Raw genomic sequence first — 25,286 nt, 5'->3', positions numbered from 1 at the left:
CAGTAATTTTGAATGTTCGAAGTGTAGGGGCGGCCCGTTGGCGAATCTGTAAAATTCCCCCAACAATATTATCAAATATATTTTAACGCAAAAACTTTACAATTCGGGTTTAATGCCTGCATCACAAATATCGGACGCACACCCCGTTTATGACTGACTATCCTCGCGACTTAATCGGTTATGGCCCCACGCCACCCCATGCGAACTGGCCTAACCGCGCCCGCATCGCCGTCCAATTCGTCCTCAACTACGAAGAGGGCGCGGAGAACTGTGTGTTGCACGGCGACCCGGCCAGCGAGATTTTCCTATCGGAAATTATTGGAGCCGCCGCCTTCCAAGGCCGTCGCCACATGTCAATGGAGTCGATCTACGAATACGGCAGTCGCGCCGGTGTTTGGCGCATTTTGGACTTGTTCCGCAGCCGCCAAATACCGCTGACGGTGTTCGGCGTCGGCATGGCCATGCAGCGCCACCCCGCGGTGATCGAACAGTGCTTAAAGGACGGTCACGAGATCGCCAGCCACGCCCATCGCTGGATCAACTACGACGGCCTTAGCATGGACCAAGAGCGCGCCATGATGGACGCGGCGATTGACGCCCATGTCGAGGTTACCGGTTCACTGCCCCAAGGGTGGTACACCGGCCGCACCAGCGAAAACACCCGAGCGCTGGTCGCCGAACGCGATCATATTGTGTACGACGCCGACGACTACTCGGATGATTTACCGTTTTGGTCAACCCAAGTCACTACGCCGCACTTGGTCGTCCCCTACACTCTGGACACCAACGACATGCGTTTTGCGACGCCCCAGGGGTTTAACACCGCCGATCAGTTTTTCACTTACTTAAAGGACGCCTTTGACGTGCTGTACGCCGAGGGCGAGCGCACGCCGAAGATGCTGTCGATTGGCATGCATTGCCGCCTGCTTGGACGCCCTGCGCGCTTCCGTGCCCTACAGCAGTTCGTGGACTATGTGTTAAGCCACGACGATGTCTGGGTCGCGCGCCGATTGGACATTGCCGAGCACTGGATTAAACACCACCCCCACGGAGCTGCGTAGATGCTGAATCCGCAACCGTCTAAATGCGCCTTACCGGCATTCGTTCAGGCCTATGGCAGCATTTACGAGCACTCGCCCTGGGTCGCCGAACAGCTATACCCGAATCTGACTGCGCAGCACGACCAAGCACTGGTCATGGCCAGCGCAATGCAGGCGATCGTCGACCACGCCGGCGAGGCACTCCAGCTGGCGTTGTTGCGAGCCCACCCCGAGCTGGTCGGCAAACTGGAATTAGCCGAACTGACCCGCGAAAGCCAATCCGAACAGACCGGCGCCGGGCTGACCGAATGCACGCCGGACGAATTTGCCGAGTTTCGCGAGCTTAACGAGCGCTATAACCAGCGTTTTGGCTTTCCGTTTATTTTTGCCGTCGGCGGCTTCCACCGCAGTGACATCTTGGCGTCGTTCCGGGCCCGTGTTGAAAACGATCCGGCGACTGAATTTGCAACCGCCCTCAACCAGGTCCACCGAATCGGTCGCCTGCGCTTGAACGCCATGGAGACCTCACAATGAGCCACCTTAACCTCGCCTCCGCCAAACTTGGCGCGCAAGCCGTCCAATGCAGCGATGACTCGTTCGCCTCAATGGATCGTCTGCTCCAAGACCACCCGGCGGTTTGGAAAGAAGACGTCTATGACGACTTTGGCAAATGGATGGACGGCTGGGAATCCAAGCGGCGCCGCAGCGGTGGTTTTGACTGGTGCGTGATTAAGCTGGCAGTACCCGGCCAGATCGACCGCTTCACCGTCGACACCTCATATTTCACCGGTAACTACCCGCCCGGTGCCCAGGTCTGGGGCGCAATCGGGGACGAACAACCCAGCGCGACCAGTGACCGCTGGGTGCCGTTGTCCGATATCTTGAGCCTCCAAGGCGACAGCCAGCAAGACGCCCAGTGCCTAGACAAAGCCGGTGTCTACCAGTGGATTCGCTTTGACATGTACCCCGACGGCGGCGTGGCACGCCTGCGCGTGTATGGTAAAGCCGTAGTCGAGCGCAGCGGTGACGACAGCATCGAACTGTCTGCCCTGGTCAACGGGGGTCGCATCACTGCGTACTCGGACGCCCACTACGGCAACGTAGAGGCCGTCTTGACCGCCGGACGTGGTACCGACATGGGCGACGGCTGGGAAACCAAGCGCCGCCGCGAGCCGGGCAACGAGTGGTTGATTATCGAATTGGGCGTCCCCGGCCAAATCGGCGAAATCGAAATCGACACCGCCCACTTCAAAGGCAACTTCCCCGGTGGTTTCACCATCCAAGCCGCCGACATGCCCGCGCTGGGCGACCAAGCCATTGTCACCCAGGCCATGTTCTGGGACGAAATCGTGCCGTTCAACGCACTGACCGCGGACAGCATTCACCGCTTTGATGTCGCCCCCACCGGCCGCGTCACCCACATTAAGGTCAACAGCATCCCCGACGGTGGCATGTCACGCATCCGCGCATTCGGACGCCCTGATCATGGTTAAGGTTGAAGCGCTGACCGCCGAGGCGTTCGCACCCTTCGGCGACGTCATTGAAGTCGCCGGCGCCCACCAGTTCGAGATCAACGACGGTTTCACCACACGCGTCCATGACCTGTTCCAACCGGACTTGCAGGGTACGCACACTCGGGTGCTGATTAACTTTTTCTTGGGTCGACCGCGCCCATTGAGCGTGTCGATGCTGGAATGCCACCCGTTCGGGTCGCAAGCCTTTATCCCCATGTCCGAACAGGATTGGTGGGTCGTGGTGGCACCGGACGCCGACATCGATCAGCTGCGTGTGTTTCGCGCACGCGGCGACCAGGGCGTGAATTACCATACTGGCACCTGGCACCACCCCCTGTTGGTGGACCAGGCGCAACAATTTCTAGTCGTTGACCGTCAGGGTCTGGAAAAAAACTGTGATGAAGTTCACTTTAATCGCAGCATAAGCTGGAAACTCTGAGCCTAGCGCATGCTAGTTGGCATGCGGTGTGCTTAAGGATAACAAGAAAAAACCAAGGAGAACGGACCAATGGCGTCTACATTACAAGAGCAACTGCGTGACCCGGACTACGTGCCACCACTCAGCCAAGCAATCCCGCTGGGTATCCAGCACGTTCTGGCGATGTTTGTCAGTAACTTCACCCCCGCGATTATTATCGCAGGCGCGGCCGGCTTCGCATTCGGCGGTGCTGACATGGTCTACATGATCCAGATGTCGATGCTGTTCGCCGGTATCGCGACTTTGTTGCAAACCGTGACCTTGGGTCAGATCGGCGCGAAATTGCCAATCATGCAGGGCACCAGCTTTGCCTTCATTCCGGTGATGATCCCGATCGTCAAGGGTGCCGGCATGGGCGCGCTGTTTGGCGGCATCGTCATCGGCGGCATCGTTCACTTTATCTTGGGCTTCTTTATTGGCCGTATCAAAGGCTGGTTACCGCCTCTGGTCACGGGTCTGGTCGTTGTTGCGATTGGCTTGGCCTTGATCCCCACCGGCATCAAGTACGCCGCCGGCGGCGTACCCTTGATGGGCAAAGAAGCCTTTGGTGCGATGAACCATTGGTTCCTGGCATTGGTCGTCATCTTCGTATCGCTGGGCCTCAAGTTTTTTGCCCGCGGCATGCTGTCAACGGCTGCGGTACTGCTCGGCCTGATCGCCGGTTACTTGGTCGCCATTCCCATGGGCATGGTCAGCTTTGACCGCGTCGCCAATGCGGCCTGGTTCGCCATCCCCGAACCCTTTAAGTACGGCTTCGAAATCAACCTGGGTGCCATCTTGGCCATCAGCTTGATGTGTGTGGTGTCGGCGATTGAAACGGTCGGTGACGTCTCGGGTATCACCAAAGCCGGAGCCCAGCGCGAACCGACTGCGAAAGAACTGAAAGGCGCGACCTTTGCCGACGGTTTGGGGTCAGCCTTCGCCGGTTTGTTTGGCGGCCTGCCTAACACCTCGTTCAGCCAGAACGTTGGCCTGATCGCCTTGACCGGCATCATGAGCCGCTTCGTAGTCACCATTGGTGCGCTGTTCTTGATCCTGTGTGGTCTGATTCCCAAAGTTGGTGCGCTGGTTTCAGCGATGCCGACCGCGGTATTGGGCGGCGGCGTTATCATCATGTTCGGCATGGTCGTATCGGCCGGCATCAGCATGCTGTCTGGCGTCACCTGGAACAGCCGTAACATGTCGATTCTGGCGATCTCGTTGACCGTTGGTTTGGGCCTGCAAGCTGTGCCTAGCGCACTACAGCACGTCCCCGGCACACTGAAAGTGTTGCTGACCTCGGGTCTGCTGCCGGTGGCCTTCTTGGCTATCGTATTGAACCTGGTGTTGCCGGAGGGCGACGAGGCGTAATACGCCACTGGGTCCAACGAAAGCCCCGCCCATTGGCGGGGCTTTTTTGTGCCTGCGTACATAGTCGGCCTGGCCGCAGTGACCTACTCTAGGCCGATGAACCCACCGCTGCTGCAACGCCCACCCGTCCAATTCACCCACCGTTTAGCGCTCAAGCTGCGCGACGACAACACCACGCTAATCGCCGCGGGTGTCGCGTTCTACGGCCTGATCGCGATTTTCCCCTCCTTATTAGGGCTGGTCTCCCTGTTCGGCTTTTTCCTCGACCCAACCGAATTGCAAAGCCACCTCAGCGAATTCGCCGACGTCATGCCGACCGACGCCTACCGCCTGATCGAAGCCGAGCTGACGCGGCTGGCTGGCCAAGGCCGATCGCAACTGGGCACCACCACCTTGATCAGTTTGGGCGTTGCCTTATGGGGCGCCGGCAAAGGGGTTCGGGCGATGATGGCGGCGCTTAACGTGGTCTATCAAGAAAACGAAAGCCGCGGCTTTTTCCAGCTGCACTTGGTGTCGCTGGGGCTGACGCTGGTGGGGCTGATGATGGCCGTGATCATGCTGATCACGCTGGTGATGATCCCAGTGCTGTTTAAATTCCTTGACTGGATTCCGTGGCTGGAAGGCATGGTCAAGTTTTTGCGCTGGCCGATCATTGCTGGCTTTTTGTTTCTGGCACTGTCGGGACTGTACCGCTTTGGTGCGTCGCGAACGCTGAAACCGACTCGAATGTGGCCGGACTGGGGCGCCATGACGGCGATCGTGCTGTGGTTGCTGGGCAGCGTCGGCCTCAGCTACTACGTCGCTGAAATCGCCGGCTACAGCGCGACCTACCAGGGCCTCAGCGCGGTGATTGTGCTGATGATGTGGCTATGGATGAGCTCGCTGGTGGTGCTGGTGGGCGCGTCGGTCAACGCCCAAATCAGCCCACACTCAGCGCCAGCACCTGCGAAATATGCGTCATCGGCCGACCGGACTGATCATGCCACGTATTAAAGGCCGTTTGGACTTTTAGCATGTCGCGCTGGCTGGCCGCGGGCTTGTCGATCACCCCTTCACGGATCAGCGCATTGTTAACGTCCCGCGTCAACACATACGCCGACTTACCGACCCGGCGCAGGGCGTGACAACCGGACATACCGCCCAGTCGTGAACCTTGTTTTTTCAGCACTTTCATCAGCCCGACCTGGTCGGTTTCAGGCCAATTAGCCAGCGCACGACCACGGTCGCCATGTTCGGAGCGCAATTCGCGAATGAAAATCGCATTGTCCCGGACCGCTTTAATCGAAATATGGTTGCGGATAATGCGCGCATCACGGGCCAGTGCTTCGAGCTCATCCGGACCGAGCATGGCGCAGTGCATGGTGTCGAACTCATGAAAGACCTGCTCGTGCTCTGGCCACTTTTTACGCACCACCTCCCAGCTAAAACCGGCCCGAAACACGCAGTGACTAAAGGCACTGAGCCACCGGTCGTCACTGACCTCGGCTAATTGATCCGGCGATTTAACGTCATACAACACCGCTTCCAGCATGGCGTCGCCGCTTAGGCGATCCGCCGCCATCCCCCACAGTTCAACAAAAGGCCGCATTTATAGACTCCAGATGCTGCCTTGCAGCGGTCCCAGTGAGTGTTCGTCCGCGCTTAAAAATGACTCGCGCACGATGCGGGCACCCGCCGGCGGGTTCAACTGGATCGGCTGGCTGCCAAAGTTAAGTGCCACCCACAGGCGCTGGTCGTCGCATTCACGCACAAAGATCACCGCGTCGTCGGGCCCTTCGACCAGCTCAATGCTGCCAACCATCAGCGCCGGCTGGTGTTTGCGCCAACCAATCAAGGCCCGAGTTTTATTCAGCACGCTGTCCGGCGCCGCCTGAGTATCGACCGCGCGCGCCGCGTGTTCAGGTTTGACCGGCAGCCAGGGGGCATCGGTACTGAAGCCGCCGTGCGCGGCACCGGAGTCCCACACCATCGGCGTGCGACAGCCATCGCGACCAACGTGGTTGGGGTACATCATGATGTCGTAGGGGTCGACCAGCTCATGCTGCTCCAACGCCGGTTGGGGCAACCCCAGCTCCTCGCCTTGGTACAAGCTGACGCTGCCGCGCAGGGTCATCAGCAACAAATTGAACAGGTTAGCGCGGGTCGTTTCATCGCCGCCATACCCGGCCCAGCGGCTGACCACACGTTTGAAGTCGTGATTCGACAGCGCCCAACAAGCCCAACCGCTGCCGATCATGCGCTCCATCCGCTCGATGGTCTGGCGTATGTGGGCCGCCGAGGTCACGTCGTTCAAAAAGTCGAAGCTGTAGGTCATGTGCAGGCGGTCACTGCCCTGGGTGTAGTCGACGGCCGTGTTCGGGTTATCCGAGCCGACTTCGCCGACCGTGGTGGTGACGCCGTATTCGTCCATCAGCGCGCGGATCCGGCCCAAAAAGGCGATGTTGTCCGGGTGATCTTTGTCGTAGACGTGCTGTTGGAAGAAGTACGGGTTGTCCGCCGGGCCGCCGACGCCGGCGTCAAAGGTGGTCATATCGCGGGCCGGGTTATCACGAAACTCAGGGTCGTGCATGTAAAAATTGGCGGTGTCCAAGCGGAACCCGTCCACGCCCAACTCGAGCCAGAAGCGCATGTCCGACAGCACCGCGTCCTGGACCTCTGGGTTGTGCAGGTTCAAGTCCGGCTGGGTCCGCAAAAAGTTATGCATGAAATACTGTTTGCGCTGGCCGTCCCACTCCCACGCACTGCCGCCGAAAATCGACATCCAGTTGTTCGGCGGTGTGCCGTCCGGTTTTGCGTCGCGCCAGATGTACCAGTCGGATTTGGCATTGCCGGCGCCCTGACGACTGTCGCCGAACCAGGCGTGCTGGTCCGAAGTGTGGCTGATGACCTGGTCGATGATGATCTTGATACCCAGACCATGGGCCTTATCCAACATCACCTTAAAGTCATCGACGTCACCAAAAATCGGGTCGACCGCACGGTAGTCCGAGACGTCGTAACCGAAGTCTTTCATCGGCGACTTAAAGAACGGCGATAACCAGATCGCATCGACGTTAAGGCTGGCCACGTAATCCAACTTTTCGGTGATGCCTTTCAGATCGCCGACCCCATCGTGGTTGGCATCCGCGTAGGAGCGTGGGTAGATTTGGTAGATAACGCCACCGCGCCACCATGAATTTTCGCCGGTCATAGGTCAGTCCTGAGATTGTCGCCAAGCGCCGCGCGCCAGCTGTGTTATTTAGCCGAAAGTCTAATCGGATTGAGGCTGATGTAAACCGATTGGCCGCCGCGTTACGCGTCGTTGTTAGTGGCGTTGTTAATTGCGTCGTCGATGCGTTCTAACACCGCGACCAAGTCGCCTGGGAAGTGCGCGCCCTGGGCATAGGCTTGGCCCATGGCGGCAATGTTACAGGGCGATGGCAAGGGCGCATTCGCGGCGATCAGGTCGCGCAGCTTTTCCACGAACACGAACTGTAGCCAGCACGGGAAGCTCATGGTGTCCAAGCAAAACGGTTGGGTGCTGGCGAAGGCCTCATCATCAGGTCGCTGCGCACTGTGGAGCCCATGCGTTAGCAAGCCGGTTTCTAGGGCATCTAAGTGTTCAACGATTGAGTTCATTGTGCTTGGATCTCGCGCAATCCCGCTTCCAGGCGCTGGGTCAAACGGCCGGTTTGGATCCGAAACTGATCAATCGAGCGCAAACGCTCTGAAATCTCGGTCAACTCGCGCCGCTGAACGGTGATTTGATCCTGAAGTAACGCGATGTCTTGGCGCGGGTCCGGTTGCAGCGCCGGCTTTTGGGCCGCCAACACCGCCAGTTCCGAAACCCGTCCGTCCAGTCGCGCCAACTGGGTTTGCTGGCTCTCGACCTCGTCCAAGGTCGAGCTTGAGCTGCCTTCCAGGCGGACAATAGCGGTTTGCAAGGCGCTGAGATCTTCGGTTTGCGCGGTCACGCTTGCGGTCAAGGGACCGAAACGCGCCGCAATCGATTCAATCAACTCGTCCTGGCCGCCCAATCGCGCATCCAAACCGCCTAACTGGGTTTCCACGGCACGCAGACTACCGGTCAGTTGCGACACTTGGGTGTTCAGTGTTTGGCTTTGGTCCTTGTTTTGACCCAGATCCGTCAACAACGCATCCAAGCGCGAGGTGACCGCGTTTAATTGGGTTTCTTGCTCGCGCAGCGTGCTTTGCAGGCGCTTAACCTCCGCGGCGTTGGCACTGACGCCTTGGCCGGTAACTAAATCCAAGCGATTGGCCAACTCGTCGTCAACAATGCCCTGATTCTTTAGCGCGCGTGCCAGTTGGATCAGGTCGGCCTGGGCATCGTCCAGCGCAGTCGCCAAACGGGCATCGGTGGTTTCTGCGGCGCTGCCCTGCTCGAGGGCCTGGCCTTGGAAGTTCAGGCTGAAGTACCCCAGCGCAGCCAGCCCCCCCAGATTCAACAGCACCAAAAGCCACAGGAAGGGCCCGGCACTGGATCGATTAATCACCACCGACGGTCCGGGGGCGCGAGGCGCGCGCGGCTCGTCCAAGGCATCGAAATCGGTTAACTGTGGTTCTTGGCGCATGCGGTCTCCTAGTACGTCCATGGTATCATCGACCCTCCCGCAAACAATGTCCCCCGTTGATTTGTTGCCCTTTCGCCCTTATGTTCCATCCGAACCCAATAAATCTTACCGATCGGAGTCCGAATCATGGCTTTTGAACTGCCCGCACTGCCCTACGCCAAAGACGCACTGGCACCCCACATCTCAGAAGAGACGTTGGAATTCCACCACGGCAAACACCACAAAACCTACGTCGACAACCTGAACAACCTGGTCCCCGGCACGGAATTCGAAAATAAAAGCCTAGAAGACATCATCACGTCTAGCTCCGGCGGCATATTCAACAACGCAGCCCAAGTGTGGAACCACACCTTTTACTGGAACTGCCTGTCACCCAACGGCGGCGGCGAGCCCACCGGCGCGTTGGCGGATGCCATCAACGAAACCTTCGGCAGCTTCGAAGCCTTCAAAGAAGCCTTCACTAAAACCAGCGTCACCACCTTTGGTAGCGGCTGGGGCTGGTTGGTTAAAACCGCCGACGGCAAATTGGAACTGGCCAGCACCATCGGCGCGGGTAACCCCTTGACCGAGGGCAACACCCCGCTGTTGACCTGTGACGTGTGGGAACACGCGTACTACGTTGACTACCGCAACGCGCGCCCGAACTACCTGAAAGCATTTTGGGAACTGGTTAACTGGGACTACGTGTCCGCACAGTTCGCTGCCTAATCGTCCCCGGCGATTGAAAAAGCCCGGCACCGCCGGGCTTTTTTTTTGGCCAATGGTCCAGCATCCGCCACAGCCAAGCGCGGCGTGAACTACTCTTTATAGCACCCCTTTATCGCACTGTAGTGGTTCACTGAATTCTGCCGACGGAGTTGATTGCTCAAACCAGCATCAATGCAAACATCACGGGGCAATTATCAGGACGTTCGCCTAGACGGGTCTAACCTTTAAGCCCTGCCCTCAAGCCCTACCCTCAAGCCCTACCCTCAAGCCCTGCCCTCAAGCCCTGCCCTCACGCCCTGCCCTCACGCCCTGCCCTCAAGCCCTGCCCTTTCCCTGCCCTCAATAAAAAACCCGCCTGACCGAAGCCAAGCAGATTCCTAATAGAACGTCTTGAATATTCTGTAGTGGTTCACTGAATTCTGCCGACGGAGTTGATTGCTCAAACCAGCATCAATGCAAACATCACGCGGCTATGATCAGAACGTTCGCCTGGACGGGTCTACCCTTTATGGCCTGCTCTTAGGCCCTGCCCTTAGGCCCTGCACTTTCCCTGCCCCAATAAAAAACCCGCCTGACCGAAGCCAAGCAGCGTCTTACTAGAACGTCTTGAAGCATTCTGCCGACGGAGTGGACTGCTCAAACCAGCGTCGATGCCAACATCACGGGGCTATGATCAGAACGTTCGCCTAGACGGGTCTAACCTTTAAGCCCTGCCCTCAAGCCCTGCCCTTTCCCTACCCCCAATAAAAAACCCGCCTGACCGAAGCCAAGCGGGTTCTTAATAGAACGTCTTGAAAAATTCTGCGAGGTGACGCAAGCGGGACTAGGCGCGGCCGACGAGAAAAGCGCAGCGTGCAATTAGCACGTGAGCATTTTCGAGTTCGGGCAGCAACGACGTCCCGCGCCGCTTCACCGAAGCAGAATTACATCATGCCGCCCATTCCACCCATTCCACCCATATCCGGGGCGGGCGCTGACTTGCCGTCGTCAGGCAGTTCAGTAACCATGGCTTCGGTGGTGATCATCATGCCAGCAACGGAAGATGCTGCCTGCAGTGCTGAACGGGTCACTTTGGCCGGGTCCAAAATACCCATTTCCAGCATGTCACCGTACTCGCCAGTGCCGGCGTTGAAGCCAAATGCACCACTGCCTTGCTTGACCTTATCGACCACAACCGAGGCTTCGCCACCGGCGTTTGCAACGATCTGGCGCATCGGCGCTTCCATCGCACGCTTGGCCAGCGCAATACCGACGTTTTGATCTTCGTTGTCACCAACCAAGTCGCCAACCGCCTGCAATGCACGGATCAGGGTCACGCCGCCGCCAGGTACCACGCCTTCTTCGACCGCTGCACGGGTTGAGTGCAGAGCGTCTTCGACGCGTGCTTTCTTTTCTTTCATTTCGACTTCGGAACCCGCGCCGACTTTGATGACTGCAACGCCGCCAGCCAATTTGGCCTTGCGTTCTTGCAGCTTTTCTTTGTCGTAGTCGCTTGAGGTTTCAGCCATCTGGGCTTCGATCTGCTTAACGCGCGCTTGGATGTCCGCCGCTTCGCCCGCACCGTCGATGACCGTGGTGTTTTCTTTGCTGATCTGAATGCGCTTCGCAGTACCCAGGTCTTCCAGGGTCGCGCCTTCAACGCTCAGGCCGACTTCTTCGCTGATCACGGTACCGCCAGTCAATACAGCGATGTCCTGCAGCATAGCCTTGCGACGATCACCAAAGCCCGGCGCCTTAACGGCTGCGACTTTCACGATGCCACGCATGTTGTTAACAACCAATGTCGCCAGGGCTTCGCCTTCAACGTCTTCGGCCACGATCAACAGCGGCTTGCCGGCTTTAGAGACGGCTTCCAGCAGCGGGATCAGGTCACGAATGGTGCTGATTTTCTTGTCGACCAAAAGAACGAACGGGCTATCCAGCTCAGACGTCATGTTGTCTTGATTGGTCACAAAGTAAGGCGACAGGTAACCACGGTCGAACTGCATACCTTCAACCACTTCCAACTCGTCTTCGAAGCCCGAGCCTTCTTCAACGGTAATAACGCCGTCTTTACCGACCTTGTCCATCGCGTCCGCGATGATCTGGCCAACGCGCTCGTCGGAGTTCGCAGAGATCGTGCCGACCTGTGCAACCGCTTTGCTGTCTTCGCACGGCTTGGCCATGTCTTTGATCGCTTCAACAGCGACCATTACGGCTTTGTCGATGCCACGTTTCAGGTCCATCGGGTTCATGCCCGCTGCGACTGATTTAAGGCCTTCAGTGACGATGGCTTGAGCCAAAACCGTCGCTGTTGTGGTGCCATCACCGGCCACATCGTTCGCCTGTGAAGCCACTTCCTTGACCATCTGGGCGCCCATGTTCTCGAACTTGTCTTTCAGCTCGATTTCTTTGGCAACAGATACACCGTCTTTGGTGACTGTCGGCGCGCCGAATGATTTGTCCAGAACTACGTTACGACCCTTGGGGCCAAGCGTTACGCGAACTGCGTTGGCGAGTACGTTTACGCCGTCCAACATGCGCTGACGAGCGCTGTCGCCAAACTGTACGTCTTTTGCTGACATTGAATTCTCTCCTAGGTCTTACTTTTCGACGACGCCGAAAATTTCGCTTTCGTTCATGATCAACAGTTCTTCGCCATCAACTTTGATGGTGTTTGAACCGGAATATTGGCCGAAAACGACCGAATCACCGACTTTAACGTCAACCGCGTTTACGGTGCCGTTGTCCAGTGTTTTGCCGGGGCCGACGGCCACAACAATGCCTTGATTAGGCTTTTCTGCCGCGCTGCCAGGCAACACGATGCCGCCAGAAGTTTTGGTTTCTTCTTCCATGCGGCGGACCACAATACGATCCTGAAGGGGACGAATGTTCATCGCTTTCACTCTCCGATAAAGCAATTTGTTATTACGCAATGCTGCGGTATTCACTAGCAACCGTTGCTTCCATGCTCGGCACACTCCTGTTTAGGTGGTGCCATGAAATTTCCGAGCCTCCCTTTGGTGCGGACGCGCAAAAGGGTTTCAAGGGGAGAGAACAAAAAAAGATCAGGTTTAATCGTCGCGCCGAAACACGCCATCCAAGACGTCGCCATTTGAGGATGGCCGCGCGCTCGAGCTTTGAGCGGTGAACTGTGCGCGCGCCACCAGCCGAGGCTCCAGCCAACGCTTCAGCGCATTCCCCATGGCGGCGCGCGTACCCGGCAGCAAGCAGGCAAAACCAAAGGCATCGGTGGCAAAGCCTGGGGTCAACAGCAGCGCCCCACCGACTGCCACCAACAGCCCCTGGGCCAGCTCCGACAATGGCAGCTCACCGCGCTCTAACCGGCCCTGCGCGGCCATCAATAGCGCCCGCCCCTGCTGCTTTAACAGTTGCGCGCCGATCACCGCCGTCAACACCACCAGACCGAGGGTCGGCCAAAATCCGATCAGACCGCCGACCTGAATCAGGATCGCAACCTCGACCAATGGTATGACTAGAAACAACAAAAGTGGCATAGATACTCCAAAAACTTTGATACACAGTGGCGCACGGACCTAGCTTACCGCACCGCACAAATTGAGCTATGGTCGATGAATAACCTGATGGAACCGTTATGCAATTAAAAGACAAGTTGATCATGATCACAGGCGGCGGCCAAGGCCTGGGCCGCGCCATGGCCCTGCGGCTGGCGGATGCCGGCGCCCGACTCGCGCTGGTCGACATGAACCAAGACGCCCTTGATGAGACCTGCGCTATGGTGGCCGAACGCGGCTCCAGCGCACAAGGCTATATTTGTAACGTCGCCGACGAACACCAAGTTGAGACCACCGTAGCCGCCATCGTTGCCAGCCAGGGCACCCTGTCCGGTTTGGTCAATAACGCCGGCATCACCCGGGACGGGCTGTTGATCAAAGCGCGCGACGGCAAGGTCACCGACAAAATGACCTTGGCGCAATGGAACGCGGTGATTGACGTCAACCTGACCGGCGTCTTTTTGTGCACGCGTGAAGTGGCAGCACACATGGTCGATGCCGGCGAGCACGGCTGCATTGTCAGCATTTCGAGCATCAGCCGCGCCGGCAATCTGGGTCAAACCAACTACACCGCCACCAAAGCGGGCGTCGCTGCGATGACCGTGACCTGGGCCAAAGAGATGGCCCGTTACGGTATCCGCACCGGTGCCGTCGCACCGGGGTTTATCGGCACCGAAATGGTCCTCAGCATGCGCGATGATGTGCTCGAAAAAATCGCCGCAGGCATCCCTGCCAAACGCCTGGGGCAACCCGATGAAATTGCACACGCCGTGCAGTTCATACTTGAAAACGACTACGTCAGCGGCCGAGTGATTGAAGTGGATGGCGCGCTGCGCATTTAATGGACGCTCTCAGCCCGGCGCAGCGCATACTATTGGTGGTCAATGCGATACCGCCGGGCCGCTTTGCCAGCTACGGTCAAATCGCGGACATGGCGGGCCTGCCGAGGCGCGCTCGCCTGGTCGGCACAGTCCTTGGCCAGCTACCCAGCGGCGGCGACATACCATGGCATCGGGTGGTCAATGCCGCGGGACGCTCCAGCTTTGTCGAGGGCGATCCGCGCTTTGAATACCAACGTCAGCGCTTGACTGACGAAGGCCTGACTTTTGTTGGCGGCCGACTGCCATCACCGCAGCGATGGTGCCCCGCGCCTTGAAGCGGTGGCATACGCCACCAACTACCTAGCCACCACACACAGCAGGACACCTCCATGGGCAACCGACTCAGCAAAATCACCACGCGCACCGGCGACGACGGCAGCACCGGCCTCGGCGACGGCAGTCGAATCAACAAAGACCATGCGCGGATGCATGCGATTGGTGACGTCGATGAATTCAATTCGACCCTGGGCGTATTGCGAGCCACGCTTGGCCACGACGATGCCGAGGACGCGCTGCTGAGTTTAATGCAGCACCACCTATTCGACGTCGGCGGCGAGCTTGCGGTACCTGGATTCGAGATGGTCACCGCCGATCACCTGGCCGCCATCGAAGTCCACAGTGCACGCCTTAACGAAGACCTGCCGCCGCTCAAAGAATTTATCTTGCCGGCCGGCACCCTGGCGGCCAGCCACTGCCAGGTCGCGCGCGCGGTCGCACGCCGGGCCGAACGCAGCGTGGTCGCGCTGCGCCACTTGGACGATGCCGTGCGCCCCGAAATTCAGCAATACCTGAACCGAGCCTCGGATGTGCTGTTTATATTGGCGCGTTCACTGTGCCGGCGCGACGGTGGCAACGAGGTCTACTGGCAGCGCGGCGACTAACGCCCGCCCTTCAGACACAAAAAAGGCGCCCGGTGGTTACACCGCGCGCCTTTTTATTGACCCTGACTGACGAGTCGTTACAGCAGCAATTCGCGAATATCGCCCAGCAACTGCCCCATGCGGGTGGTGAATCGGGCGCCATCGGCACCATTCACCGCGCGGTGGTCGTAGCTCAACGAAATCGGCATCAACAAGCGCGGTTCAAAGCCCTTGCCGTCCCAAACTGGCTGCATGCTGGCTTTGGAGACCCCCATGATCGCGACCTCGGGGTTGTTAACGATCGGCGTGAACTGCGTTCCGCCAATCGATCCCAGCGACGAAATCGTGAAGCAACCGCCGGTCATATCGGCCGCGGTCAGCTTGCGATCACGCGCCTTGCCCGCCAACACGATGGTTTCACGTGCGATGTCGTAGATGCTCTTCTTATCCGCGTCACGAATCACCGGCACCATTAGGCCTGCCGGGGTGTCGACCGCCATGCCAACGTGGACATAGTCTTTTTGGATGATTTCACCGGACTCCATGTCCAGTGCGACGTTGAACTGGGGCAGTTCACGCAGCACCGTTGCCACCGCCTTGATCATAAATGGCAGCGGGGTCAACTTAACGCCGGCTTTTTCAGCCGCCGCTTTCTTAGCCTTGCGGAAGCTTTCCAAGTCGGTGATATCGACGTTATCGAACTGTGTTACCGCCGGCACGTTCAGCCATGACTTGGTCATGTTGTCCGCGGTGACGCGCTGCAGCTTCGACATTTTGGTGTGGCTAACCGGACCAAACTTACTGAAGTCAGGCAGCTTAACGGCCGGGACGCCCGAGCCGGACACCGCAGCTTTCGCCGCAGGCGCCGGATTAGCCAACGCGTGCTTAACGAAGTTCTGAATGTCTTCCTTCAAAATTCGACCACGCGGACCACTCGCACTGACGCGCATCAAATCGACGCCCATATCACGCGCCAAGGCACGCACGGCCGGGCCAGCGTGAACCTTGGCAGCGTCACTGGTGGGGCCGGCCGTCGGCGCTTTGGCCGGAGCCGTTGCGCTGGGGGCTGCCGCATTCGGTGACACCGCTGCGGGCGCAGCCGGAGTCGGCGCGGCCGCCGGTGCAGGGGCGGCGGCGGGCGCACTGCCAGCCGCGCCTTTCAGGGTCGCGATGGCGGTGCCTTCGCTGACCTTGTCGCCTTCCTTAACGGTGATTGATTCAATCACACCATCCGCCGGCGCCGGGATTTCCATGCTGGCCTTGTCCGACTCCAACACGATCAAGGTGTCACCCTCGCTCACGCTGTCGCCGACCTTGACCGCCACTTCGATCACTTCAACATCGGTCGCTTCGCCAATGTCCGGGACCGTAACGGCCACAGGACCCGACGCCGCGGCAGGCGCCGCAACCGGGGCCGCAACCGGGGCCGGGGCTGCTGCCGGAGCCGATGCTGCCGGAGCCGCTGTCGCCGTGACAGGCGCTGCAACAAGCGCGGCGCCCGCTGCGGCCACCACGGCAATCGCATCGCCTTCGCCGACTTTGGCGCCTTCGGCCACGGTCAGGCTTTCAACCACACCGCTGACCGGTGACGGAATCTCCATGCTGGCCTTGTCCGATTCCAATACGATCAGGGTGTCGCCTTCTTCAACCGCGTCACCGACCTTGACGGACACCTCGATGACCTCGACGTCAGTTGCGTCACCGATGTCTGGCACGGTGACGGTCTGGCTGGCACTGGCAACCGCTGCCGGCGCGGCCACAGCTGCCGGGGCAGGCGCCGCCGCAGGGGCAGGGGCGGGTTCAGCCGCGGGGGCTGGGGCAGCCGCGTCGCTGCGCATCACCGCAATGTCGGTGCCCTCGCCGACCTGATCGCCTTCTTTGACTTTCAGTTCAGTGATGACACCCGACGCCGGCGCCGGAATTTCCATGCTGGCCTTGTCCGACTCCAATACGATCAGCGTGTCACCCTCTTCGACAGTGTCACCCACCGCCACGGACACTTCAATCACTTCGACTTCGCTGGCATCGCCAATGTCTGGGACTTTTACATTCATATCGCTCATTCCAATTCCTTAGACAAACTGCTTAGGCGTACAGCGGGTTGTGCTTGCTGACGTCGATGCCAAAGTCCTTGATCGCTTTAGTCACGACCGCGGCCTTCAAATCACCCTTCTCAACCAGCGCGGTCAGCGCCGCGATCACCACAAAGTGACGATTCACTTCGAAGTGCTCACGCAACTTGGCGCGGCTGTCACTGCGGCCAAAACCGTCAGTGCCCAGCACCTTGTAGGTACCCGGAACCCACTCGCGAACCTGGTCGGCGTACAGCTTGATGTGGTCGGTGGCCGCGATAACCGGCGCATCGACTTCGCTCAACACGCGCGTGACCCACGGCTGCTGGGCTTTCTTGCCCGGGTTCAACAGATTCTCACGCGACACCGTCATGCCATCGCGGCGCAGCTCGTTGAAGCTGGTCGCGCTCAAAACGTCAGCGTCGATGTTGAAGTCATTTTCCAAGATCGCAGCCGCGGCTTCGACTTCACGCAAAATCGTGCCAGAACCCAACAGCTGGACCCGCATTTTGCGCTTGCCACTGGCATTCTTGAGTCGATACAGCCCCTTCAGAACGCCTTCCTCGCAGCCCTCGATCATCGCCGGGTGCGGGTAGTTTTCGTTCATCAAGGTCAGGTAGTAGCTGATGTTTTCCTTATCGACGTACATCCGCTTCAAGCCGTCCTGAACGATGATGGCGACTTCGTGCGAGTAGGTCGGATCGTAAGTTTTAACGTTCGGGATCACACCGGCAAAGATGTGGCTATGACCGTCTTGGTGCTGCAGGCCTTCGCCGTTCAGCGTCGTACGACCCGCGGTTGCGCCCAACAGGAAGCCACGCGCTTGCATGTCGCCTGCGGCCCAGGCCAGATCACCAATACGCTGGTGGCCGAACATGCTGTAGTAGATGTAGAACGGAATCAGCGGCACGTTGTAGTTCGAGTAGGCCGTGCCCGCCGCAATCCAGCTGGACATAGCGCCCGCTTCGTTGATGCCCTCTTCCAAAATCTGGCCGCTAGCACTTTCGTGATAGCTCAAGACCATGTCCGAATCGTGCGGCGTGTATTTCTGACCTTCGGTCGAGTAAATGCCGACCTGCTTGAACATACCTTCCATACCGAAGGTCCGCGCCTCGTCCGGCACGATCGGAACGACATATTTGCCGATTTGCTTGTCTTTGATCAGGGTCGACAGGATGCGCACGAAGGCCATGGTGGTCGAAATTTCGCGCTCGCCGGAGCCTTTGGTCTGGGCGCTGAACTTGTCCAACGCCGGAATCGGCAGGCCTTCGAACTGGCTCTGACGGTGCGGCAAGAAGCCACCCAGTTCCTGACGGGCTTTTTTCATGTACTGCACTTCGGCACTGTCCGGGCCGGGGGTGTAGTACGGCAGTTCTTTGAGCTGGTCGTCCGAAATCGGCAGTGCGAAACGGTCGCGGAACGCCTTAAGGTTGTTCTCGTCCAGCTTTTTAGCCTGGTGCGACGGGTTACGTGATTCGCCTGACGAACCCATGCCGTAGCCTTTGACGGTTTGCGCCAAAATCACGGTCGGCTGACCTTTGTGCTGAGTCGCCGCCGCGTAGGCTGCGTAAACTTTGTACGGGTCGTGGCCGCCGCGGTTGAGCTTGCCGACTTCTTCGTCAGACAGGTGCTCGACCATTTTCAACAGCTCAGGGTCGGTGCCAAAAAAGTGCTCGCGTGTGTACGCGCCGCCATTGGCTTTGCAGTTTTGCAGTTCGCCATCGACCACTTCGTCCATGCGCTTTTGCAGCAAGCCCTTGGTGTCTTTCTCGAACAGCGGATCCCAGTGGCGACCCCACAGGCACTTGATCACGTTCCAGCCGGCGCCGCGGAAGACCCCTTCCAGTTCCTGAACAATCTTGCCGTTGCCACGAACCGGGCCGTCCAAGCGCTGCAGGTTGCAGTTAATCACGAACACCAAGTTGTCGAGCTTTTCACGGCCGGCCAATGAAATGGCACCCAAGCTTTCAGGCTCGTCCATTTCGCCGTCGCCCAAGAAGGCCCAGACTTTTTGGCTGGTGGTCGGCTTCATTTCGCGGTTTTCAAGGTAGCGCATGACGTGCGCTTGGTAGATCGCCTGCAAGGGGCCCAGGCCCATCGAGACGGTTGCAAACTGCCAGTAATCGGGCATCAACCAGGGGTGCGGGTAGCTGGACAGGCCCTTGCCATCGACTTCACGGCGGAAATTGTCCAGGTCGCTTTCGCTGAAACGGCCTTCCAAAAACGAGCGCGCGTACATGCCCGGGGACACGTGGCCTTGGTAATAGATCAGGTCTGCGCCTTCGGGGTGATCCGGACCTTTCCAGAAGTAGTTAAAGCCAATTTCGTACAGTGTCGCGGCGGACTGGTACGACGCGATGTGGCCCCCCAGTTCATCGCCGGTTTTGCCCGCGCGCATGACCATGGCCAAGGCATTCCAGCGCACCAGCGAGCGGATGCGACGCTCCATAAACAAATCGCCCGGCATGGGGGTTTCTTCGCTCGACGGCAGGGTGTTGCGGTACGGGGTCGTCAGGGCAACTGGGATTTGAGCACCCACTTGCGATGAGCGATCTACCAAACGCTTCAGCAGGTAACCTGCACGCTCTACGCCTTCATGGCGCAAAACGGATTCAAAGGAATCCACCCACTCTTGGGTTTCAATCGGATCTACATCTGTATGGTCTGGATGCTGTGACATGCCCAAACTCCCTAGTCGAATATGCGAAAGGCGTCAAAAGGCTCGTGGCCCCGACACCGCTGTTTTTTCTTATTTTCCAGACATGTTCGGCACCGGTTAGGATTTGAACAGGTCCCGCCTTCGGGATGATTTTTGCCGCTCTGTGGCCGCTTTATTATCTCGGAACATTTGGATAATGGTCTCGAGGTGTTCTCGTGCGCTGGTCCGTGCTTTGTCCGGATCCGGCGCTGAAACTATGTGCTCCAGCATCTTAGCGTGCTGGTCGCGAATCAGCTGACGTGAGCCCGTCTCTTCACTGAGGCCGCTAAGGTTGCCGATAATATTGTCCCTAAGCAAGAGGAACATAGTACGCATGACGTGCAACAGCACTGGGTTATGGGCCGCCTCGGCGATCGCCAAGTGAAATTCGGCATCCGCGGCGGCCTCGGCTGACAGGTCATCGGTTTGCTGCAGTCGACGCAGCTCATCGTACTTGCGCTGAATCAGAGCGCGGTCTTGGTCGGTGGCGCGCTTAGCAGCCAAGCGCGCTGCCAAGCCTTCCAAGGCGTGCCGAAACTCGCTGATTTGTTCGGCTGCATTGTCGTCGTTTGCCAAAAGCTCCATCAAAGGATCGGTAAAGGTGGCGCCGATTCCGTCCGCAACAAAGGTTCCGCCACCCTGACGCCGGCGCACCAGGCCGCGACTGGACAATTTCTGCAGCGCATCGCGCACGCTTGGCCGCGACACATCAAAGCGTTCAGCCAACGCCCGCTCCGTCGGCAAGCGTTCGCCGGGGCGCATCGAACCTTCTAGAATCAAGGCTTCGAGCTGATCGACGATGGCGTCGGAGACGCGTGCAGTTTGCGGCATTCATGGGTCCTAGGGTTATGCGATCGTTTCGCTTGCTTGGCGGCCTTTTGAACCGGTACTCTTAATTGGTCTGACCAATTTAAAGGATTTAACGCCAATGCGCCAAGTCTACTTCTTCGGCACCTGCCTGGTGGATATGTTTTATCCCGATGCGGGCATCGCCGGCGTTAAATTACTCGAGCACGCCGGCTGCGTAGTCAACTATCCGCAGGCCCAAAGCTGCTGCGGTCAGCCACCTTTCAATAGCGGATTTCGTGATCAAGCCGCAACCGTCGCGATTAATCAGCTGGCGCTGTTCAAGGACGGCCACGACCTGGTCGTCCCGTCCGGCAGCTGTGCTGGCATGATTAAGCACCATTGGCCGGAACTGCTGGCCGGGACCAAGCACGAGGCGGCGGCCAAAGAATTGGCGGCGCGCACCTACGAGCTATCGGAATACCTGATTGATGTGTTGGACGTGGCGCTCAACGACCGCGGACCGGCGCTGGATATTTGCCTGCATACCAGCTGCAGCGCGCGCCGCGAGATGGGCGTGGCCGAACAGGGCAAGGCCTTGTTGGCTCGACTGTCGAAGGTAACCGTCAAAGTCGCCCAGTACGAAACTGAATGCTGCGGCTTTGGCGGTACCTTTAGCGTCAAACAACCCGAAATCAGCGCCGCCATGGCCGACGACAAAGCCAAACACGTGGCCGCAACAGGCGCCCAACAGTTCGTCTGCGGCGATTCAGGCTGTTTAATGAACATTTCCGGCACCATGGGCAAGCAAGGCATGAACCTGAATCCCGCCCACCTGTATGACTTTGTCTGGGAGCGCATTCAATGAACAGCCCGGTTAGTTTTACCAACGCCGCCAAAGACGCCCTCGCCAACCCGACCCTGCGCTCCAACTTTCGCGAAGCCATGGACAGCCTGCGCGAGCGTCGTGCTAACCAATTCCCCGATCCGGTGGAGCTGGAATCGGCGCGCGACTTGGCCAGTGCCATTCGTGCACGTGCGCTGAAAAACCTGCCGCAAAATTTGATCACCCTAGAAGCCCAGTGCCAAGCCAACGGCATCCAGGTTCACTGGGCCGACACCCCGGCCGAGGCCAACGACATTATCTTGGGCATCTGCCAACGCCACGACGCGAAACACGTCATTAAAGGCAAGTCGATGGTGTCGGAGGAGTGCCACCTCAACGCGTTTTTAGAGCAGCACGGCATCGAAGCGCTGGAAAGCGACCTGGGCGAGTACATCGTCCAAATCGATGGTGAAACCCCCAGCCACATCATCATGCCGGCCATCCACAAGAACAAAAAAGAAATCGCCGAGCTGTTTGCCGAAAAAATACCCGGGGTCGAGTACACCGAAGACGTCGACACCCTGACGGCGATTGCACGAAAGGTGCTGCGAACCAAGTTTGAAACCGCCGCGGTCGGGATCAGTGGGGTCAATTTTGCCGTCGCCGAAACCGGCACCCTGTGTCTGGTCGAAAACGAAGGTAATGGGCGCATGACCACCACCGTGCCGCCGGTCCACATTGCCATCACCGGGATCGAAAAAGTGGTGCCGCAGCTGGCCGACGTGCCGCCGCTGTATTCGGTGCTGACCCGCAGCGCCACCGGCCAGCACGCGACCACCTATTTCAATATGATTTCCAGCCCGCGCAAGCCCGGCGAGATGGACGGCCCGGACGAAGTCCACCTGGTATTGCTGGACAACGGCCGATCAAAAATATTCAACGACGACGCCATGCGCGACACCCTAAAGTGCATTCGCTGTGGCGCTTGTATGAACCATTGCCCGGTGTATACGCGCATTGGTGGTCATGCCTACGGGACGGTCTACCCCGGCCCGATCGGCCAAATCTTGAACCCGCAGCAATACGGCATCGACAAGCAAGGCGAGATGCTCAGCGCGTGCTCGCTCAATGGCGCGTGCGGCGAAGCCTGCCCGGTCCGAATTCCGATACCGCAACTGATCAGCAAGCTGCGCCACGAAGCGACCCGCAACGACCGCGCCGGCACCGTTTACGGCCAGGGCGCCCTGCGCAAATGGTACGAGGCCCTGGTCTGGCAATCGTGGCAATGGATTCACCAGCGCCCGGCGCTGTATCGCACCATGACCTGGAGCGCCACGCGCTTTCGCGGCTTACTGCCGGAAAAAGCCATGGGCCCCTGGACCAAGAGTCGAATCAAACCGGCGCTAGCACCAAAGACCCTGCATGAAATGATGAAGGACAAACGATGAGCGCACGCGACCGTATCTTACAGCGGCTGCAAAGCCAGTGGATTGCCAGCGATGCCGGCGACCCGGACTTGGCCGTGCATTTGGATAAGCAGTGGAGCGGCGACGAGCGCCTGGATCGTTTTCAACAAATGATCGAAAGCGTGCACGGCGAAGTTGTTCGCGTGAACCGCAAGGATTGGAGCGAGCACTTGGCGCGCATCTGTGCAGCCGAGGGCTTTGAGCGCGTGTTAGTCGGCGCCGGCGAGGTGGCCGACCAAGCGGCCGCCGCCGTCAGCGGCGAAGTGCGTCGCTATGATGCCCCGATCAACGAATGGAAAGGCGAGCTGTTCAGCGATATTGATGCCGCCTTTACCAGCACGCGCGGCGGCATTGCCGAAACCGGTTCGCTGGTGATGTGGCCGACACCTGACGAGCCACGCCTGATGAGTTTGGTGCCGCCGGTGCATATTGCGCTGCTGGACGGCCAAACCATCGGCAACACCTTTACCGAGGTGCTAACCGAGCAAGGCTGGGCGACGCAAATGCCGACCAATGCCTTGCTGGTGTCCGGGCCGTCCAAAAGCGCCGATATCGCCCAGGTGCTGGCCTATGGCGTGCACGGCCCGAAACGCTTGATTGTGCTGCTGATCCAAGACTAAGCCGACATCTCGGTGTCAAAGCGCAACTGCACTTTCATCGCCGAGGTTCGGTCAGCCGCCGTTTTAAAGGCCTGGGCGTGATCGCTGACGTCAAACGAGTGGGTCATCAAGGGTTTCACATCAATCAGCCCCGCGGTCATGAAGTGGACCGCCTGGGCAAACTCAGCATGGAACCGAAACGAGCCTTTCATTGACAACTCTTTGGCGGTGATCTGCATTAGTGGCAGCGTCATCGGCGCCCCCAGCCCCAATTGAACGATCACGCCGCGCGGGCGCATGCAGGCAATGCCGCTGACCAAGGCCGATTCCGCGCCCGAACATTCAATCAGTACGTCGACCTGGCCTTTGCCCGCTTTTAACGGCTCCAACGCCTCGGGGTTGGTCTGGGGATTGATCACCTGATCCGCCCCGGCCTGGGTCGCAAAGCCCAGCGTAAAGTCGGCGATGTCGACCGCAATAATGTGTGCGGCCCCTGCACGGCGCGCGGCCAGCACGCACATCACGCCGATCGGCCCACAACCGGTCACCATGACGGTTTTACCAAACACGTCGCCTGCGCGCTTAACCGCGTGCAAACCGACCGACAAAGGCTCGGCCATGGCGGCTTCTTCGGCACTGATGCCGTTGGCTACAACGGCCTGGGACTGGTCGATGATCAGCTCGGTGCTGAACGCACCTTGGATGTGCGGAAACGGCATCGCAGAGCCATAAAAGCGCATGTTTTGGCAGTGATTGGGCAGCCCTTCTAAACAGTACTGGCATTCACCGCACGGCCGCGAAGGCGATACCGCGACTCGATCGCCGAGGCTCAAACCGGTGACATCAGCACCCATTTCCGCCACATAGCCGGACACTTCGTGACCCAAAATCATCGGCTCGCGCAAACGGATGTCACCAAACCCGCCGTGCTGGAAGTAATGCAGATCCGAGCCGCAGATACCGCCGCGGGCCGTGTTAATACGGACCTGGCCGGCGCCCAATTCAGGCGACGGTTGCTCGGTCAAACGAAGGTCTTTGGGGCCGTGCGCGTACAGTGCTTTCATCAGAGCATCCTAGGAAAAGTGACGGTCTCGACCGCCTTGATAAAATGGTATACCATTATTTTTTAGAATAATAGCTGCTAAACAGTGAGACCAACATGAACCTCTTTGACCTCTCCGGCAAGACTGCCCTAATCACCGGCTCCTCGATGGGCATCGGCTTTGCGTTGGCCCGGGGACTGGCCCAGGCCGGCGCCAAAATCGTATTGAATGCACGCAACACCGAACGCTTGAACGACGCCCAGCGCACACTCAGCGCAGAGGGCTGGGATGTCCGAACGCTGGGGTTTGACGTCACCGACGCCGATGCCTGCGCCCAAGCCATCGATGGGTTCGAGCGCGAACATGGGCCGATTGATATTCTGGTTAACAACGCAGGTATGCAGTTTCGCGAACCGCTTGAAAACTTTCCGGTCGACGCCTTTGACCAGCTGATGCGGACCAACCTGTATTCGGCCTTTTACGTCGGCCAAGCCGCCGCGCGCCACATGCTGCAACGTGGTCAGGGCAAAATCATTAACATCGCCAGTGTCCAGACCGCCATGGCGCGTCCCGGCATTGCCCCCTATACGGCCTCCAAAGGCGCTATTGCCAACCTGACCAAAGGCATGGCCACGGACTGGGCCGGTCGCGGCCTGAATTGCAACGCCATCGCACCGGGCTATTTCGACACGCCGTTAAATGCGGCCTTGGTCAGCGACCCGACCTTTTGTGCGTGGATCGAGAAACGCACACCCGCCGGTCGTTGGGGCCAAATCGATGAACTGGTCGGGGCCTGTGTGTTCCTATCCTCCGCCGCATCCAGCTTTGTTAATGGCCAAACCCTATTTGTTGATGGCGGCATGACTGCCTGCCTATAAT

General features: G+C 58.8%; 25 protein-coding genes. 14 read left to right on the top strand and 11 right to left on the bottom strand.

Annotated features, from left to right (window positions below; all coding sequences use genetic code 11):
• The first annotated feature begins 149 nt into the window (after positions 1-149).
• The 6 genes from puuE (at position 150) to GH975_RS02890 (ending at position 5,375) form a co-directional block, all read left to right on the top strand.
• Positions 150-1,061 carry an allantoinase PuuE gene (gene puuE, locus GH975_RS02915; RefSeq protein ID WP_153713078.1) on the top strand — a complete coding sequence of 304 codons (912 nt, stop codon included), beginning with the start codon at positions 150-152 and terminating at the stop codon, positions 1,059-1,061.
• A complete protein-coding gene (gene uraD, locus GH975_RS02910) occupies positions 1,062-1,574 on the top strand; it encodes a 2-oxo-4-hydroxy-4-carboxy-5-ureidoimidazoline decarboxylase (protein WP_153713077.1) in 513 nt (170 codons plus the stop codon).
• The gene (gene alc, locus GH975_RS02905; protein WP_153713076.1) at positions 1,571-2,533 is read left to right on the top strand and encodes an allantoicase; all 963 of its coding nucleotides are present in this window, start codon (positions 1,571-1,573) and stop codon (positions 2,531-2,533) included. Before uraD ends, alc begins: the two co-directional genes overlap by 4 nt.
• Entirely contained in the window at positions 2,526-2,993 is a 468-nt protein-coding gene (locus tag GH975_RS02900; protein WP_246164751.1) for an ureidoglycolate lyase, read from the top strand. The genes alc and GH975_RS02900 overlap by 8 nt, the downstream gene beginning before the upstream one ends.
• 69 nt (positions 2,994-3,062) lie before the next feature.
• The gene (locus GH975_RS02895) at positions 3,063-4,382 is read left to right on the top strand and encodes a uracil-xanthine permease family protein (protein WP_153713074.1); all 1,320 of its coding nucleotides are present in this window, start codon (positions 3,063-3,065) and stop codon (positions 4,380-4,382) included.
• A 96-nt stretch (positions 4,383-4,478) separates the two neighbouring features.
• Positions 4,479-5,375, top strand: a complete 897-nt coding sequence (locus GH975_RS02890; protein WP_153713073.1) for a YihY/virulence factor BrkB family protein — start codon at positions 4,479-4,481, stop codon at positions 5,373-5,375.
• Here the strand turns inward: GH975_RS02890 and GH975_RS02885 are convergent.
• The 4 genes from GH975_RS02885 to GH975_RS02870 form a co-directional block, all read right to left on the bottom strand.
• A complete protein-coding gene (locus GH975_RS02885) occupies positions 5,302-5,970 on the bottom strand; it encodes a DNA-3-methyladenine glycosylase I (protein ID WP_153713072.1) in 669 nt (222 codons plus the stop codon). The genes GH975_RS02890 and GH975_RS02885 overlap by 74 nt on opposite strands.
• Positions 5,971-7,572, bottom strand: coding sequence for an alpha-glucosidase (locus tag GH975_RS02880; RefSeq protein WP_153713071.1), 1,602 nt, complete (start codon positions 7,570-7,572; stop codon positions 5,971-5,973).
• 101 nt (positions 7,573-7,673) lie between these two features.
• Entirely contained in the window at positions 7,674-8,000 is a 327-nt protein-coding gene (locus GH975_RS02875; RefSeq protein WP_153713070.1) for a YqcC family protein, read from the bottom strand.
• Positions 7,997-8,953, bottom strand: coding sequence for a coiled-coil domain-containing protein (locus GH975_RS02870; RefSeq protein WP_153713069.1), 957 nt, complete (start codon positions 8,951-8,953; stop codon positions 7,997-7,999). Before GH975_RS02870 ends, GH975_RS02875 begins: the two co-directional genes overlap by 4 nt.
• Before the next feature lie 126 nt (positions 8,954-9,079).
• Between GH975_RS02870 and GH975_RS02865 the strand changes: the two genes are divergently transcribed.
• Positions 9,080-9,661 (top strand): superoxide dismutase, encoded by a 582-nt coding sequence (locus GH975_RS02865; protein ID WP_153713068.1) that lies wholly within the window; start codon positions 9,080-9,082, stop codon positions 9,659-9,661.
• Between the two features lie 923 nt (positions 9,662-10,584).
• On the opposite strand, the gene groL is transcribed toward GH975_RS02865, so the two are convergent.
• The 3 genes from groL to GH975_RS02850 all read right to left on the bottom strand — a co-directional run bounded on the left by groL (position 10,585) and on the right by GH975_RS02850 (position 13,158).
• Positions 10,585-12,225: a chaperonin GroEL gene (gene groL, locus GH975_RS02860; protein WP_153713067.1), complete on the bottom strand. Its 1,641-nt coding sequence runs from the start codon at positions 12,223-12,225 to the stop codon at positions 10,585-10,587.
• Positions 12,226-12,243: 18 nt separating this feature from the next.
• Positions 12,244-12,537, bottom strand: coding sequence for a co-chaperone GroES (locus GH975_RS02855; RefSeq protein ID WP_153714762.1), 294 nt, complete (start codon positions 12,535-12,537; stop codon positions 12,244-12,246).
• A gap of 177 nt (positions 12,538-12,714) precedes the next feature.
• Positions 12,715-13,158 (bottom strand): FxsA family protein, encoded by a 444-nt coding sequence (locus tag GH975_RS02850; protein ID WP_153713066.1) that lies wholly within the window; start codon positions 13,156-13,158, stop codon positions 12,715-12,717.
• Between the two features lie 98 nt (positions 13,159-13,256).
• On the opposite strand from GH975_RS02850, the gene GH975_RS02845 reads away from it, so the two are divergent.
• From GH975_RS02845 to GH975_RS02835, 3 genes are read left to right on the top strand one after another with little or no spacing between them, the layout of a single operon-like run.
• The gene (locus tag GH975_RS02845) at positions 13,257-14,018 is read left to right on the top strand and encodes an SDR family oxidoreductase (protein WP_153713065.1); all 762 of its coding nucleotides are present in this window, start codon (positions 13,257-13,259) and stop codon (positions 14,016-14,018) included.
• Entirely contained in the window at positions 14,018-14,332 is a 315-nt protein-coding gene (locus GH975_RS02840) for an MGMT family protein (RefSeq protein ID WP_153713064.1), read from the top strand. The genes GH975_RS02845 and GH975_RS02840 overlap by 1 nt, the downstream gene beginning before the upstream one ends.
• A gap of 54 nt (positions 14,333-14,386) precedes the next feature.
• Entirely contained in the window at positions 14,387-14,938 is a 552-nt protein-coding gene (locus GH975_RS02835) for a cob(I)yrinic acid a,c-diamide adenosyltransferase (RefSeq protein WP_153713063.1), read from the top strand.
• Between the two features lie 77 nt (positions 14,939-15,015).
• Here the strand turns inward: GH975_RS02835 and aceF are convergent, their stop codons facing one another.
• From aceF to GH975_RS02820, 3 genes are all read right to left on the bottom strand, one after another.
• Positions 15,016-16,980: a dihydrolipoyllysine-residue acetyltransferase gene (gene aceF / locus GH975_RS02830; protein WP_153713062.1), complete on the bottom strand. Its 1,965-nt coding sequence runs from the start codon at positions 16,978-16,980 to the stop codon at positions 15,016-15,018.
• A 22-nt stretch (positions 16,981-17,002) separates the two neighbouring features.
• A complete protein-coding gene (gene aceE / locus GH975_RS02825) occupies positions 17,003-19,669 on the bottom strand; it encodes a pyruvate dehydrogenase (acetyl-transferring), homodimeric type (RefSeq protein ID WP_153713061.1) in 2,667 nt (888 codons plus the stop codon).
• Positions 19,670-19,765: 96 nt separating this feature from the next.
• Positions 19,766-20,518 carry an FCD domain-containing protein gene (locus tag GH975_RS02820; protein WP_153713060.1) on the bottom strand — a complete coding sequence of 251 codons (753 nt, stop codon included), beginning with the start codon at positions 20,516-20,518 and terminating at the stop codon, positions 19,766-19,768.
• A gap of 97 nt (positions 20,519-20,615) precedes the next feature.
• Between GH975_RS02820 and GH975_RS02815 the strand changes: the two genes are divergently transcribed.
• From GH975_RS02815 to GH975_RS02805, 3 genes are read left to right on the top strand one after another with little or no spacing between them, the layout of a single operon-like run.
• Complete coding sequence (locus GH975_RS02815) at positions 20,616-21,341, top strand: (Fe-S)-binding protein (protein WP_153713059.1); 726 nt, start codon at positions 20,616-20,618, stop codon at positions 21,339-21,341.
• Entirely contained in the window at positions 21,338-22,747 is a 1,410-nt protein-coding gene (locus GH975_RS02810; RefSeq protein WP_153713058.1) for a LutB/LldF family L-lactate oxidation iron-sulfur protein, read from the top strand. The genes GH975_RS02815 and GH975_RS02810 overlap by 4 nt, the downstream gene beginning before the upstream one ends.
• Positions 22,744-23,385, top strand: coding sequence for a LutC/YkgG family protein (locus GH975_RS02805; RefSeq protein ID WP_153713057.1), 642 nt, complete (start codon positions 22,744-22,746; stop codon positions 23,383-23,385). The genes GH975_RS02810 and GH975_RS02805 overlap by 4 nt, the downstream gene beginning before the upstream one ends.
• Here the strand turns inward: GH975_RS02805 and GH975_RS02800 are convergent.
• Positions 23,382-24,428, bottom strand: a complete 1,047-nt coding sequence (locus GH975_RS02800) for an L-idonate 5-dehydrogenase (protein WP_153713056.1) — start codon at positions 24,426-24,428, stop codon at positions 23,382-23,384. The genes GH975_RS02805 and GH975_RS02800 overlap by 4 nt on opposite strands.
• A 95-nt stretch (positions 24,429-24,523) precedes the next feature.
• Between GH975_RS02800 and GH975_RS02795 the strand changes: the two genes are divergently transcribed.
• Positions 24,524-25,285: an SDR family oxidoreductase gene (locus GH975_RS02795; protein WP_153713055.1), complete on the top strand. Its 762-nt coding sequence runs from the start codon at positions 24,524-24,526 to the stop codon at positions 25,283-25,285.
• Position 25,286 lies beyond the last annotated feature (1 nt).

The sequence above is a fragment of the Litorivicinus lipolyticus genome (genome assembly GCF_009650135.1).
GTDB classification, from domain to species: Bacteria; Pseudomonadota; Gammaproteobacteria; order Pseudomonadales; family Litorivicinaceae; genus Litorivicinus; species Litorivicinus lipolyticus.
The sequence above is the reverse complement of the archived record's forward strand: the minus strand, read 5'-3'. Positions and strand labels throughout refer to the sequence as shown.